The 12,517-nt window shown below is 56.1% G+C and carries 13 protein-coding genes; 9 read left to right on the plus strand and 4 right to left on the minus strand.

Features of this window, described 5'->3' with window-relative positions; translation table 11 throughout:
• Positions 1-255 precede the first annotated feature (255 nt).
• Positions 256-756: a hypothetical protein gene (locus C6571_RS18470; RefSeq protein ID WP_106448372.1), complete on the plus strand. Its 501-nt coding sequence runs from the start codon at positions 256-258 to the stop codon at positions 754-756.
• Positions 757-971: 215 nt separating this feature from the next.
• On the opposite strand, the gene C6571_RS18475 is transcribed toward C6571_RS18470, so the two are convergent.
• The 3 genes from C6571_RS18475 to C6571_RS18485 all read right to left on the minus strand — a co-directional run bounded on the left by C6571_RS18475 (position 972) and on the right by C6571_RS18485 (position 4,902).
• Complete coding sequence (locus C6571_RS18475; RefSeq protein WP_245901601.1) at positions 972-2,282, minus strand: replication initiation protein; 1,311 nt, start codon at positions 2,280-2,282, stop codon at positions 972-974.
• An 837-nt stretch (positions 2,283-3,119) separates the two neighbouring features.
• Positions 3,120-4,190, minus strand: coding sequence for a ParB/RepB/Spo0J family partition protein (locus C6571_RS18480; RefSeq protein WP_106448373.1), 1,071 nt, complete (start codon positions 4,188-4,190; stop codon positions 3,120-3,122).
• Between the two features lie 7 nt (positions 4,191-4,197).
• Positions 4,198-4,902: a ParA family protein gene (locus tag C6571_RS18485; RefSeq protein ID WP_106448374.1), complete on the minus strand. Its 705-nt coding sequence runs from the start codon at positions 4,900-4,902 to the stop codon at positions 4,198-4,200.
• 1,050 nt (positions 4,903-5,952) lie between these two features.
• On the opposite strand from C6571_RS18485, the gene C6571_RS18490 reads away from it, so the two are divergent.
• The 7 genes from C6571_RS18490 to C6571_RS18525 all read left to right on the plus strand — a co-directional run bounded on the left by C6571_RS18490 (position 5,953) and on the right by C6571_RS18525 (position 11,312).
• Positions 5,953-6,231 (plus strand): hypothetical protein, encoded by a 279-nt coding sequence (locus tag C6571_RS18490; protein WP_106448375.1) that lies wholly within the window; start codon positions 5,953-5,955, stop codon positions 6,229-6,231.
• 764 nt (positions 6,232-6,995) lie between these two features.
• Positions 6,996-7,286, plus strand: coding sequence for an H-NS histone family protein (locus C6571_RS18500; protein ID WP_106448377.1), 291 nt, complete (start codon positions 6,996-6,998; stop codon positions 7,284-7,286).
• A 12-nt stretch (positions 7,287-7,298) separates the two neighbouring features.
• Positions 7,299-7,619: an H-NS histone family protein gene (locus C6571_RS18505; protein ID WP_106448378.1), complete on the plus strand. Its 321-nt coding sequence runs from the start codon at positions 7,299-7,301 to the stop codon at positions 7,617-7,619.
• 98 nt (positions 7,620-7,717) lie between these two features.
• Complete coding sequence (locus C6571_RS18510; RefSeq protein ID WP_106448444.1) at positions 7,718-8,134, plus strand: hypothetical protein; 417 nt, start codon at positions 7,718-7,720, stop codon at positions 8,132-8,134.
• A complete protein-coding gene (gene traD / locus C6571_RS18515; protein ID WP_106448379.1) occupies positions 8,131-9,954 on the plus strand; it encodes a conjugative transfer system coupling protein TraD in 1,824 nt (607 codons plus the stop codon). The genes C6571_RS18510 and traD overlap by 4 nt, the downstream gene beginning before the upstream one ends.
• A 9-nt stretch (positions 9,955-9,963) precedes the next feature.
• On the plus strand, positions 9,964-10,572 hold the full coding sequence (locus C6571_RS18520) for an IncC plasmid conjugative DNA transfer DtrJ family protein (protein WP_106448380.1): 609 nt from the start codon (positions 9,964-9,966) through the stop codon (positions 10,570-10,572).
• Entirely contained in the window at positions 10,536-11,312 is a 777-nt protein-coding gene (locus C6571_RS18525; protein ID WP_106448381.1) for an EAL domain-containing protein, read from the plus strand. Before C6571_RS18520 ends, C6571_RS18525 begins: the two co-directional genes overlap by 37 nt.
• On the opposite strand, the gene C6571_RS18530 is transcribed toward C6571_RS18525, so the two are convergent.
• Positions 11,309-11,770: a hypothetical protein gene (locus C6571_RS18530; RefSeq protein WP_106448382.1), complete on the minus strand. Its 462-nt coding sequence runs from the start codon at positions 11,768-11,770 to the stop codon at positions 11,309-11,311. The genes C6571_RS18525 and C6571_RS18530 overlap by 4 nt on opposite strands.
• Positions 11,771-12,007: 237 nt before the next feature.
• On the opposite strand from C6571_RS18530, the gene C6571_RS18535 reads away from it, so the two are divergent.
• Positions 12,008-12,514 carry a lytic transglycosylase domain-containing protein gene (locus tag C6571_RS18535; protein WP_106448383.1) on the plus strand — a complete coding sequence of 169 codons (507 nt, stop codon included), beginning with the start codon at positions 12,008-12,010 and terminating at the stop codon, positions 12,512-12,514.
• Positions 12,515-12,517 lie beyond the last annotated feature (3 nt).

Here is a 12,517-nt window from a genome sequence, read left to right on the forward strand (position 1 = left end):
GAACATCCTCTGGAGCACCCCTGTTTGACTAGGCCAGAAGGGCGCGCTGTACAAGTGTTCAACAATTCCTTACAATCATGGGGAGCATCATTCCTTGGTGCCGTACTCCAAGGTAGGATCAGCTCCGCACGGAGAATTCTTTAGTTCGTATTGGCGGCTTTACGCTTAGGAACAAGCGCTCAACAGTTCGAGACGAATTGTTCCGAATGAAGATGCCATAGAGCACCCTGGTCACCCTCTTTTATAGGTTATCAAATGACCAACGCCAAAAACGACATCCTATACATCTATATTCACGACAACCCTAGCGGTAGGACGTGGAAGGCGCAAATTGATCGCGCCGGCTTTCTTGATGCCGCCACTGAAATCAAGCTCAGCGGCGACGCGGAAAAATTAAAGATAGCCGCCCTGCTCGCAAACCGCATCGAAGACCTGTCCCTTTGTGAACAGGGAAGCGAGCGTGAGCGCGAGCTCGTGGAAGGCGACATTGAAGCGGATATACCGGGTGTATTCCACCTTGGTGCCCTGCACAGTGGCTCCTCTGAAACCGCGTTCGCACAAGTGCTCAACGGCCAGCCTGGTGGCCACTACATCGTCGTTCGCTACCTGGCAGAGCGCCACGTGCACCTGCGGACCGCGCACCTGCCCCAAGAGACCGGGTTCATCCGTGGACCGTTGAGCAGCGAGACACTCCAGGGTGCATTGCGCGGGATGGAAGAGGCGGATCGGGACTACCTCAAGAGCATGGACGCTTGATTCAGGGGTTTGCCCTGGCCCTCTGCGAAGCGTCTTTGCCTACCCTCCCCTGCCCCAGCGCGCCAAACGGCCCTTGAAGCGCCTCAGGCGGCGTCAGGCTACCCCACCCTTACCGAACAGGAAACGCGACCCCGAAGGTGCGATGCGGGCCAACGACAGCCGAAAACGGCGCGGAAGCCGGCACAGGGGTCGCTAAGGCCGCGTCGGCGTGAGAATCACGTGGCCTGGGCCAAGCCGTTGTCGGCAACGAATTGAGCAAAGGCCACCCGCACGATCTTGGTCTTCATCCCGGATTTGACAAATTGCTCCTTGATCAGTCCAGTCGCCTGTGCTTCAAACTGCGTCTGAAGGGGCTTCAACTCATTCGAGGAAAGGCCTTTTATGTATTCCTCGATCGCGGCAAGTTTTGATGGTGGATCATCCGCGTCTGAACCAAAATCTGATTTTTGTTTCTTGCGCTGCGCTTTTGTAGTCTCATCCTTGGAAGGCTTGGATGCCTCTGCGGCACCATAGCCCTTTTTGAGCGCATCCCTGAAGAGAGCCGCAGGAGACTTGATTCCACCTTTGGCAACACGCGATTCAACAAAATCCAAGGTCGCAGCCAAAACCTCTGGTTCGTTTTCTGTGTAGAGAACGTCAATCGTTGACTTGGCAAGCCCTAGAGCCTCCATACGCCGGAGAATGTCAACATCAATCAAATCCTCACTAGATTCAAGCGGAAGCATCGACTGAGGCTTGCGCTGCACTGAAAACTGCAGGTGAGTGATTTTGCGGCCCGTCTTGAACTCCAACAATGACACCTGAAGCCCTGAAACGGCATTTACTTCATTGATGGCAGGCATCAACGTGTCGCGCTTGAAAAACCGATACTCCCCCGTAGATTTCGAGTCGTTAATCCCTGAAATCCTTGGTTTCCACCATTCCCACTGCGCCTTGTTCGTCAGACCGTTGTAGTTGGTCAAATACTTCATGCAAATCTCATACAGAGCCGCGGCCGACCCCGAACGAAAATTGTTGAAGATCGCCAGAGGAAGCTGCACATATCGGTAAGGATCCAGCAAACGCTGACGCACCTTCGGGCTGTAGGACCACTCTAGATACAGCCGTCCTCCAACCGTCAGAAACTCAGCATCGGCCAGCAGGGCAGAAATACCCCAAGACAAAACATCATCCTCTTCACCCCGAATACGATCCCACTCCACAGTCGTTTTGGCCATGGAACGCAGGGTTTCCTTGGCAGTCTCCATGTTCCGCGGATCCATTGCGGCCGTCGAAAAAATATCTGACATCGGCGCTCGGTACGTCTCTTGATCGCCCTGCTCCTGAACCGTGTGCAAAAGGATATTGAAGAACTTACGCATCAGCAGCGTGATCTTCATGCCCGGAGAAGGGGACACAGCAACCGCCTGATGCGGCTTGAACACCTCCGCACCGTGATGATCGACCATGACCAGATCAGTAACGGTAGAACCAGCAGCGGCAGACGATGGGGCTCTCGCGGAAGGCTTGGAGTGAGCGGCAGGCATGGATACCAACTGTGAGGCTGAAGGCGCCCAAGAATACACAAATGGAGGAAATCAGTAAAGTGAAGGCTCACACTAACGTACCCTCCTCGCAACTGTGAGTGGATTCATAAACTCCCTCACCTCTCGCTTCCATCCACCACGTCTCAGCGGTCAGAAAGGTGCCTGCCTTGACCCCTGGAGGCCTGTTCATAAAGTCCCTCACACATCAAATCCTTGGCGGATAGCGCAAGAACCACACCAACCGGAGCCCGGACCTCGGAACCTTCATAAACAGCCTCACGGATTCATGGATCGCCTCACAAATACGCATGAACAAAGGCAATGATTCATAAAGCCCCTCACCGTTGCCTCATAAAGTGCCACACGCTTTCATAAAGTAGCTCACAGATCGTTCATAAAGGCCCTCACAGATTCATAAACCGCCTCACTGAACGGCCCGAAAACCAGCCAAAGTCACCCCTGCAGCTTCATAAAGTAGCTCACACCTGTAAAAAAACACATCATAAAGTGACTCACAGAAACAGCCGCAAGTCATTGAAAACAAAAGGAAAACCGCTCAGGCAAACTGTCTGTTTGCATAAAAGTCTGTAAACAACATTGCGCACGCGAGCACCCATCACCAAGGTCTGTGGATAAGTCCGTCCTCGGCCCTGTTGTTGCCTGTTTTTTAAGCAAAAACCACGAAGATTGTCCGGAGAAGCCCCTTCTGTGCCACGCGAACTGTGAGGAGATTTATGAAGCAGAACAAAAAAGGATGCCTCTCGACCCAAAAAAAGGCGTCGCATCTGCTAAGAGACGCGACGCTAACCGTTGGATCACACGCTGAAAAAGGAAAGATCAGCCCGATCGCTCCTGCACAAATCGCTTCACAAGAGCATCAATTTCACCCTGTAGCGCCGGCATGTCCTCTTCCTTCACGCCGCGAAGCGACAAATCAACCTGGCCACGCTTGCCGAAGCACTTGATCTGGCCCTTGTACGGTCCATACGCAATTTGCTGCTGCAGGCTTCGCTCACGCCGCTGCTTTGGTTCTTCGCCCAGGCGCGACTTAACCAGAGCAACCGTCTGCTTGTGGGTCAGCTCACGCGTCTTGATCTCATCGACGATCTGCAGGCCCAGTTCGATTTGTTCGGCCGTGGCGGCTTCGTTTTTGGGAAAGATTTCGCTCACGGCATACAAGATCGAAAGCTGGCTTGTAGCGGCGGACGAAGACATGCGCTCAATAACTTGCCGAGGCATGCGTGCGACGCGCAAGTAGTAGCTCACCTGCGATTCGGACATCTGGGCCGAGCCGCCGATGTCGGGGATCTTCTCGCAAAGCTCACGCGCAGAGTTCACGACACCAGAATCGAGCAAGCGCTGCAGACTCAAGGCGTGGTCAATCACGGAAGTCTGGGACCGCTGCTCGTTGTACGAGCGCGCACGCAAATAGAGTTCCACTTCGGACTCAGGGGCCTGCTCGAATTTGACATCCAGTTGGCCGACACCGGAGATCTTTGCCGCCCTGTAGCGCGTGCCGCCGTCAATCAGGACCACCCTCCCCTCGCGTACGAAACCGTGGGCCGCATCGTCCTGGGAGGCCGGGAGCGTGCGCGCAATCTTGTCGATGTCCTCGACCTTGTAGATCACCCGAGGACCAATGGGATTGGGGTCAATCAGGTGAAGAGGAACAGCCACGACGCTGCCGATGACGCACCGCGAGAGATCGAACCCCGCTGGGCCCGCGGAGGCAGTAGCCGAAGGGATGGTCTTTGGCGCTGGTTCGGCAGGAGGTTCTTGAGTGAAAACCGTAGGCTTCTGCTCCACGATGCGAGCGGCCTGAGCGAAACGATCCTGCGTCGCGGCAAGGGCTGTACTCGTGTGCTTGGCGAGAGCAGATTTCGCGTCGAGCTTGATTCTGATGGCCATGGGAACCTCACTTCTTGGACTTGCGGGAACCGATTCCCAAGATCTTGGAAATCTCGTCGGCCAGGGCATCGAGCTCAGTCACGGCGTCCCCTGCTTTCGGAATCGAGTGCGCGGTGACACCGTAGAGCATCGAGCGCGTAAACGCCACCCGATCACCCAACGTGGTGCGTAGCAGCGGGAATTCAGGGTACGCCGTGTTCTCTTCCAGGGATTCAAGAGCGACCCGCTCGTCACTGCGATTGCGGCGATAGGCCGTGGCGAGCACACGAACCGGGAAGTCAACACCGATCTCCTTGCGAGCGCGCTTGGCCAGCTCGAAAGAGTCGTACACGGCATCAATATCCGCCGGCGTCAGCTTCGTCGGGATGATGGCCAGGTCGCTGACCAGCAGCGAAGACCATGTACCCGGTTGATCGACCGCGGGCGCGCAGTCCACAAAGATGAGGTCGTATTTGCCCACCATCTTGCCGAGCTCGGCCGCGACGTTGCCGCTGTAGAGATGTCCCGACCAGAGAGTGGCCGGGAAGCGACCGTCTTCGCTACCCCGAGCGAGCCACTTTGATGCCGAGCCCTGGCGATCGAGGTCGGCCACCAGCACATCAAAACCACGGTGCCCGAAGGTGCCAGCGAGCTGACAGGCCGTGGTCGTTTTGCCCGCCCCGCCCTTCTGGTTGAACACTGTTATGACTTTACCAGCCGCTGTTTGTGCCATATGAACTCCTATAGATCATGAATAATACATAAAGAGGGCAAACAGTCAATCAGAATCAACAACCGCGCCGTTAAAAAATCAAAATAACAACAGGATCGCGAATTGGCTCATACGCGCCCTACCCTGCCCCGTTCCCGTCGCGACTTTGGGCGTCCAAAGTGTTTGCGATGAGGATGGGTGCCTCGCGGGCTACTCCAGTGGGACTTTGGACGCTCAAAGTCCGCTTCCTCGGGCGCCGCCTTGAGGGGCTTTGGATGTCCAAAGTTCACGGGCTTTTTGTGTGCAGGCGGCGGCACATAGCAATGCACGCACCACGGCGTGGTCCATTTGAGGAATTTAGTCCCGAGAGCGCAAGCAGAAATTCCCCGTAGTAAGCCTGGCCCGATGGGGCCCATGGGTTCTTTGGACATCCAAAGTCGGGTGCGTAGGACTGGGCGAAGTAAGAGCCTGGGCGCCTGAGGTCGGAGCGATGCTGGGATGTGGATGCGAGAAAACTTTGGACGTGCAAAGTTCGGGTGTTCTGGGGAGGTGGGCGTGGGGAACTTTGGGTGTCCAAAGTTCCGATTGGCGTCCGCCCTGCTGCTTATGTTGAGCGGAAAACGCAGGCCCTTAAAGAATTCATTGAATAAATCTATACGTAGTGTCCAGTGACGGCCTGGTACGTATTCCTCTCGCCGAATGGTTGCCCCGACTACGTTTGTGCTTGGCCAGGATGTCTGGCTCTGTGCGTCTGAGAGCTCTCGATATGCAGCACGAAACGGGTTGTTTCGCATCAGGCGAGCAATGCAACAGCGACGGCCGCTGGTCATGGTCTGAAGTGAAGCGTTAAAACGATTCAGAGAACTTTCAGTACGTTTTATTGATAGTAAATGTGATGTTATTATGAATTGACATTGGATGTGTTCTATAATTAAACTGTGTTAATAGTTACTATGAAGAATTGAGCGCGCAGGGCCCCTCTGTAATCGCGAGGCACCTTGGAGAAGCCACGGTCGCACGCGTGAGCTGTGGCTCCAGGGCGGGATCACTGCAAAGCAGGAGCTCCACGAAATGAATGTCTATCCAGTTCCAGATTCATTCGCCGGCACTTACGGCGTTGGGTACGCGCTCGCGGCGATCGATGGGGGCCAGGTGCTTGCCCTTAAATACATCGCAGAGCACGTGGATGAAAAGACACAGGACGAGCTTGCGGAGGGTGGCGCACCGGCACGAAACGCGGCTTTCAAGTGGATTGGCAGCCAGGCCGCTGGACCGGTAGTGCGCGAGCTGCAGGCACTCGGGAGAGTCTGCGCCGGCATGTGCAGTGGATGGGAATTCGTGGAGCTTTGAGATGCGAGAAATACACACCTTCGATAACGCCGACGAAACCGACGCATTCTGTGAATCACGCGATGACGCAACGGCAGTAATCAGCAACAGCCCTCGGCCTGGTCAGTACAGCGTCTCCGTTGGACCAGCGCCCAGGGACCCGCGCGACATGACGCTCGCCGAGCTATTTGAGGGCGTGAATCGAGAGTACAGAAAGCGCGAAGAGCGCTGCCGAGCTCGCTACGAGACCGCACTCCATGAGGCTGGCGTGTGGCGAGTTGCACAAGCGGTTGCTCAGGAGCTCGGGTTGCAGGGCCGCGAGGCCTATCAGTTCAGTGCAGGGTTTTGTGGGGTGCCTGCACGTGCCGCCGACCCACGGGCGGAAGGACTTGAGCCGGTCTTTCGGCAGGGCCGCAAAGCCAGATCTGAGAAAGGCGTTGCTGAGAGATGCCGCGCTGCAGAAGCAAACCTGCGCTCAACGTTTACATATACCGAATTCCTGGCAACACAGTTTGTGCCAGCGTAAGACAGGAGCGCTGCGCACGCAGGGGTCGAAGGATTGACACAACGCCCATTTCTCGACCTGGATGGTCCGCCCTGCGCACGCAGGGGGTCGGAATTTTGCGAATAGGCGCAGGATTTAATGGGGGTCGAGCTATTGATTTCCTAACAACTGCGGGACGGGCTCCCCGTGCCTACCTGATATAGCGAAATCAATGCCGTTGCAATCAATAGGCAATCGTGTAAAATTGATTGGTCTTTAATTGCCAAGCAAGGAAACCAGAATGGCCAAGTCCTATAAGGAATTGATGGAAGAACGCAATGCACTCGATGTGCAAATCGCCCAGGCGCGCAAAGAGGAGATCAGCGCTGCGGTTACTCAAGCGCGGAGCATTATTTCCCAGTTTGAACTCACTGCAACGGACATTTTTGGTGGCCCGCGTTCTTCAAAGATCAAGGCGGCCCCGAAGTATCGCGACCCGCAAACTGGTAAGGTTTGGACTGGCCGTGGTCGTGAGCCGAGTTGGATTGCGGGCAAAGACCGCGCGCAGTTCGCGATCGCACAGGTCTCGTAAAGAGGAGGCCGTATGCCCAGCTACGCGGAGCTGAAGGAACAATTGGACAGATTGCGCAATGAAGCCGAGCAAGCGCGGCGTGAAGAAATGCCCAGGGTCATCGCTGGAATCAAGGCGCAGATCAAGGAATATGACCTGAAGCCCGAAGACCTTTTTCCTGATCTGCCCAGCCGCAGGGGTGGGAGCGAGGAGGGCGCACGCGGCAAGGGGGGCAGGGAGCCCAAATACCGCGGCCCCAACGGGCAGACGTGGGTCGGCGGGGCAGGGCGCAAGCCCGACTGGGTGCGAGCTGCGCTGGCCAAGGGCGAAGATCTAGAGAAGTTCGCGATCTAGCGCGGCCGACCACCCATCGTTCTCGGCAAACGAGACGCAACAAATGAGGGCGCTTTTGGCGCCCTTTTTTCATTCTGGGCTCCATATTCTCGATGCCCATGAGTCCCAAAGAAGATAAAACCTGGATCTACGATGGCCCACCGGACAACATTGGCCTCCTGATTCCGGATGCCGACCCCGCTGACGGCGGGTATGTGTTGCTGACCGAACTCGATAACGGCGTGGTGCGCATGTTCGCCACGCGCTTTCCAGGTCGGTGCGTAGCGAGCTGGATGGCGCAAATTCGTCGCTTTGGCGGGGCCAAGCCTGGACGTGTCCTGGTATCGAGTCCCCACCTGCTCTATGAGCGGATCAAGCGAATGGTCGTCGAAGACGTGGGTGTCGCCAATGCGCCGTCCATCGAGCAGTACAAGCGCAAGACGAATGAGTTGTTTGCGATTGAACCTCTGAACGTCAAAGGTGCATCGCAACGACTCGCGACCCAGGCGGTGGAGCTGCACGCGGCGAGCGTATGAGCGCCGAATTATTGGATTTTGACAATCCATGGCGGCCCATCTACGAGTGGCGCCAGGCCCTGGGCTGGGGTTGCGCAGCCGGTGGTTGCATCGGTGCGGCGGCGGCGCTTCCTCTACCCACTACCTTCGCAAGCATATCGGCCATTAGCTGCGCCCTCGTGGCGCTCTCACGGGCCTATGTCGCATGGAATCGGCAGGATTCCAAAAGCAAGGCCACAAACACTGAAAAACGGTTTATCACCGTAAAAGAAGTGATTGAGCATGGCCAAAGAGCGGGGAAAAACGGGCAATTGTGGCTGGGCACTGGTTTCCAGTGGACGGACATTGAGGCGGGGAAGATGCACGCGCTGATGGGCGGGGGGGTTGCCCAGCAGCTCGGACGGAAGGTTTCCCAGGCGGACGGCGCCTATTGGCTGCACGCCCTCGGCAAAGAAACGGACAACCTCATCGATATGAGCTTGCTCGATGGGCACACCTTGATCACGGGGGCGACCCGCGTTGGCAAGACCCGCTTGTTTGACCTTCTGATTACGCAAGCGATTGCCCGCGGCGAACCCGTTGTGATTATTGACCCCAAGGGCGACCATGGTCTTGCGGAGAACGCCAGGCAATCGTGCGAACTCATGGGCAAGGGCAATCGCTTTGTGTACTTTCACCCGGCACACCCGGACAAGTCCGCGAGCATCGACCCCTTGCGCAACTGGAATCGAAAGACCGAGCTCGCTTCGCGCGTGGCAGCGCTAATTCCCTCGGAAACCGGAGCCGATCCATTTACTGCGTTTGGATGGAAAGTTCTGAATGACATCGTGGCTGGTTTGTTGGCCACTGGTAAAAATCCCAATCTTGTGGAGCTGCGCCGCTACATCGAGGGCGGGCCCGAGGATCTCTTGGTCAAAGCGCTGCGCGCGCACTTTCGGCAGAACGTGCAGGACTGGGAAGTCAAGTCCGCTCCATTCATCAAACGGGCCAGCAAAAATCCTAAATGCACAAACGACGTTCTTGACGGCTATATCAGCTACTACAAGGAAGTTGTGATTCACGAGCATCCGAACGTGGATCTCGCGGGCCTTATTTCCACGCACGAGCACAACCGAGATCACTTCCAAAAGATGATCGCATCGCTCATCCCGATTCTGTCGATGCTGACTTCAGACCCGTTGAAGGATTTGTTGTCACCGGAATTCGAGGGCGACCACAACCGCGTCGTCACGGACATGGCGCGCGTCATCCGCGACGATGCCGTGGCCTACCTCGGCCTGGACAGCCTCGCGGATTCGACCGTGGGCAGTGCCATCGGATCCGTGTTTCTTGCGGACCTCACGGCGGTGGCAGGCAATCTCTACAACTACGGCATCAAGACAAAGAAAACCGTCAACATCTTTGTCGATGAGGCCGCCGAGGTGGTCAACAACCCCACTATCCAGCTCCTGAACAAGGCCGGTGGCGCGGGTTTTCGGATGTTCATCGCCACGCAGACCTTCGCCGACTTCGCAGCGCGCCTGGGCGACGAAAACAAGGCCCGCCAGGTCCTGGCCAACACCAACAACAAGATCACGTTGCGGGTACTGGACTCCGAGACCCAGCAATACATCTCGGACGGCATACCGAAGATCAAGGCGCGGTCCATGAGCGTGCGCTACGGGCACAACGTCGCCAACACGGTGCGCGAGGAATACACCGCGTCCTATCAAGAGCAGTCCACGGAAGAAGAGGCCGACCTGATACCGCCTGGGGTGCTGAGTGAGCTGCCCCCGCTGCATTTCTTTGCCCGCCTGTCCGGGGGCAGAACCATCAAGGGCAGATTGCCCATCATGCAGTAGAGACGGCCGATGGCGACGCAAAGGAAGCCCGAGGGGCACTCGTTCGCATCAATCGTGCTGGTGTGCGTGATATTTGGCGCCCTCGCCATATTGGTTTTTGTCCCCGTGAACGTCTTCGAGACAGTTCGAGCAGTGGAACAAAACAGCATCCGCAACTGGCTCGGCAACGAGGCAGACCAATGGGTGATGTTGCGGATATTCGATGTCCTGAGAATCACCAACCAGGAGGCCACCAAATCGATTGGTGAGCTGGCCCTCTCGGGGAACCACAAGATCGATAGCTGGCTGGTGCAGCGCGTTTACGCAACCCTGGTATGGGTCCATCTCGTCGCCTACCGTTCGGGTGTCCTTTTGATGTGGGCAGCGTTCGGTGTTCCGGTGCTTCTCGCTGCGATCTATGACGGCTACATGCGCCGCGAGATCAGCAAGACAAATTTCTCATCCCAGAGCCCAATGCTGCACAAAAGCGGAATCGACGTATTCCGTGCAGCCATCGCACTGATGGTGGCCTGGCTCTTGATCCCATGGCACACCTCAATGCTGGTCGCGCCTACGGGGTTCTTCACCATAGGAGCAGCCGCATGGCTTTGGATCTCGAACGCGCCGAAGCGCATGTGAGTCTTAAAGAACGGCGCCTACGGGCACTGTCGGCCGCACGGCGTATTTCACAACGATTCAGGGCGCAGGCCATTGTGCGGCCCTCCACCATGGAGGTCACCGGGATTGAGATTCTGTCTCGAAACAGGCTGCTGTTCTGCAGCTACCCAACCATGTTGCGCGAGGACATTGCGGCACTGAAAGCCGCCGCCAGGATGGCCAGGACAGGCTTCTATCGAGAAGTGCACTGCAACGTAGAAATTCTGTCGCTACTGTCCCCGGACTGGCTGGAAGTCATGGGCCAAACCATGACACGAGGGATCGTGATCGAGGTTGTTGAGCGCAACGACATGTTGATGCACGGCATGTGGCTGGAGCGTGTCATCCACGTGCTATCGCTCATTCGGATATTCGGGGGCAAGATTGCCATGGACGATGTTGCCTACACCGACCAAAGCATCCATCTGATTGAGATGATGCGACCCGAGATCGTGAAGGTCGAAGACGCCAGGCATGCCCCGGCATTGCGCCAACATGGCGACATGGAAATTATTGTTGAGCGGATTGAGACAGCGCAGCTCGCACAAGAAGCCGTAAATCTGGGGGTGGACTATCTGCAAGGGTACTGGTGCGACGTGCAAGTCGAAAAGTGCGTCCCAAGCTCTCTCACGCCCCCTGGCATCGAGGCTCGGACCAAGGGGGACTGGAACAAGCCGAAGCAGCCCTGGGCGGAAGTCAAGGAACTGCTGGCTGTGGGCTAGCGGGTTACCGCATCGGCTTGGGGGTACGAGGTTAAATTAAAGAATTGGTAATCTGTTTCGCTTTTATAAATAATTCTGAAACGATCGCCGATTTTAATCTTTGGCTTCCGGGCAAGGTTCTTCATAACGAGAGCACTTTCCTCCCCAGTGGCGGCGTCAAGAAACACCAGCTCGACATTATTTTGGTATTTGGGCGTTGTAATATCATCAATAACGCCGAGCAGCAGAGTCGCCCCCTGCACCGTGGAATTTCCAAGATTATTTGCCGCAACCCCGGTCAACGCCGCCTCGGTCGTAGTAATCGGAATTGGGACGCGCTTCATCTCGAACTTGGTGATAACCCCTTCAGCAGATTTGATGGTGTCCTTGTCGCTCATCTTATAGAGCGTCGTCGGCGCACTCGCGCAAGCGGACAGAAGAACTGCAGAGAAGAGGGTAAAAATGAATTTGATGTACATGACGTAAAAGTATGGATTGGGTTGGGATGAGAGCGTAAACCTTTGCTCTGAAATAGGAATCAGAAGTCTATTGAATCAATTATAATTCAATTGATGGCCGAATCAATTGTAATTGGCGCGAAAGCAACAAGAGCCCCAATGATTCCACAGGGGCAGAGGGAGGGGCGTTCGAGACGCGACGTTTAAGGGCGTTTTTACGAATCGGTTCTCCGCAGCGCCCTCGTAGGATGTGACGCCATGATGAGATGGATCATGGTGTTTGTCGCGCTTGTTCCCGGCTTCGCCGCGGCCTCTTGCTTTGAGCAGGCCGCTGCCAGGTACAAGGTGCCAGTGGAGTTGCTCCAGGCGATTTCAACCGTGGAATCTGGCGGGCGTGCGAACGCATACAACGCCAACAAAAACGGTTCCTTCGACATTGGCCACATGCAAATCAACAGCAGTTGGCTGCCAACCCTGGCGAAATACAACATCGATGTTGAGAGCCTGCAGGACCCTTGCATAAATACCAACATTGGGGCCTGGGTGCTTGCCCACAACATAGCCCGATTTGGCCTGTCTTGGGAAGCCGTTGGGGCATATAACGCCGTCTCAAAATCCAAACGCGAAATTTACGCAAAAAAAGTTGCGGCGGTGCTCGTGGAGTTGGTCCGAAAAAAGCAGGCCCAGGCAGCTCAAAATGTCGGCCCGCACTCGATTGGTCGAGAAAACAAAGTTGCTTCAATGAATGTGGCAAAGCGGAGATAGAAC

The organism is Simplicispira suum (assembly GCF_003008595.1).
Lineage (GTDB): Bacteria > Pseudomonadota > Gammaproteobacteria > Burkholderiales > Burkholderiaceae_C > Simplicispira > Simplicispira suum.

What these genes read in the sequence shown, in the direction of transcription:
- C6571_RS18470 (WP_106448372.1), top strand. Translation starts at nt 256, where the DNA reads ATGACCAACGCCAAAAACGACATCCTATACATCTATATTCACGACAAC.
- C6571_RS18475 (WP_245901601.1), bottom strand. Translation starts at nt 2,282, where the DNA reads ATGCCTGCCGCTCACTCCAAGCCTTCCGCGAGAGCCCCATCGTCTGCC.
- C6571_RS18480 (WP_106448373.1), bottom strand. Translation starts at nt 4,190, where the DNA reads ATGGCCATCAGAATCAAGCTCGACGCGAAATCTGCTCTCGCCAAGCAC.
- C6571_RS18485 (WP_106448374.1), bottom strand. Translation starts at nt 4,902, where the DNA reads ATGGCACAAACAGCGGCTGGTAAAGTCATAACAGTGTTCAACCAGAAG.
- C6571_RS18490 (WP_106448375.1), top strand. Translation starts at nt 5,953, where the DNA reads ATGAATGTCTATCCAGTTCCAGATTCATTCGCCGGCACTTACGGCGTT.
- C6571_RS18500 (WP_106448377.1), top strand. Translation starts at nt 6,996, where the DNA reads ATGGCCAAGTCCTATAAGGAATTGATGGAAGAACGCAATGCACTCGAT.
- C6571_RS18505 (WP_106448378.1), top strand. Translation starts at nt 7,299, where the DNA reads ATGCCCAGCTACGCGGAGCTGAAGGAACAATTGGACAGATTGCGCAAT.
- C6571_RS18510 (WP_106448444.1), top strand. Translation starts at nt 7,718, where the DNA reads ATGAGTCCCAAAGAAGATAAAACCTGGATCTACGATGGCCCACCGGAC.
- traD (WP_106448379.1), top strand. Translation starts at nt 8,131, where the DNA reads ATGAGCGCCGAATTATTGGATTTTGACAATCCATGGCGGCCCATCTAC.
- C6571_RS18520 (WP_106448380.1), top strand. Translation starts at nt 9,964, where the DNA reads ATGGCGACGCAAAGGAAGCCCGAGGGGCACTCGTTCGCATCAATCGTG.
- C6571_RS18525 (WP_106448381.1), top strand. Translation starts at nt 10,536, where the DNA reads ATGGCTTTGGATCTCGAACGCGCCGAAGCGCATGTGAGTCTTAAAGAA.
- C6571_RS18530 (WP_106448382.1), bottom strand. Translation starts at nt 11,770, where the DNA reads ATGTACATCAAATTCATTTTTACCCTCTTCTCTGCAGTTCTTCTGTCC.
- C6571_RS18535 (WP_106448383.1), top strand. Translation starts at nt 12,008, where the DNA reads ATGATGAGATGGATCATGGTGTTTGTCGCGCTTGTTCCCGGCTTCGCC.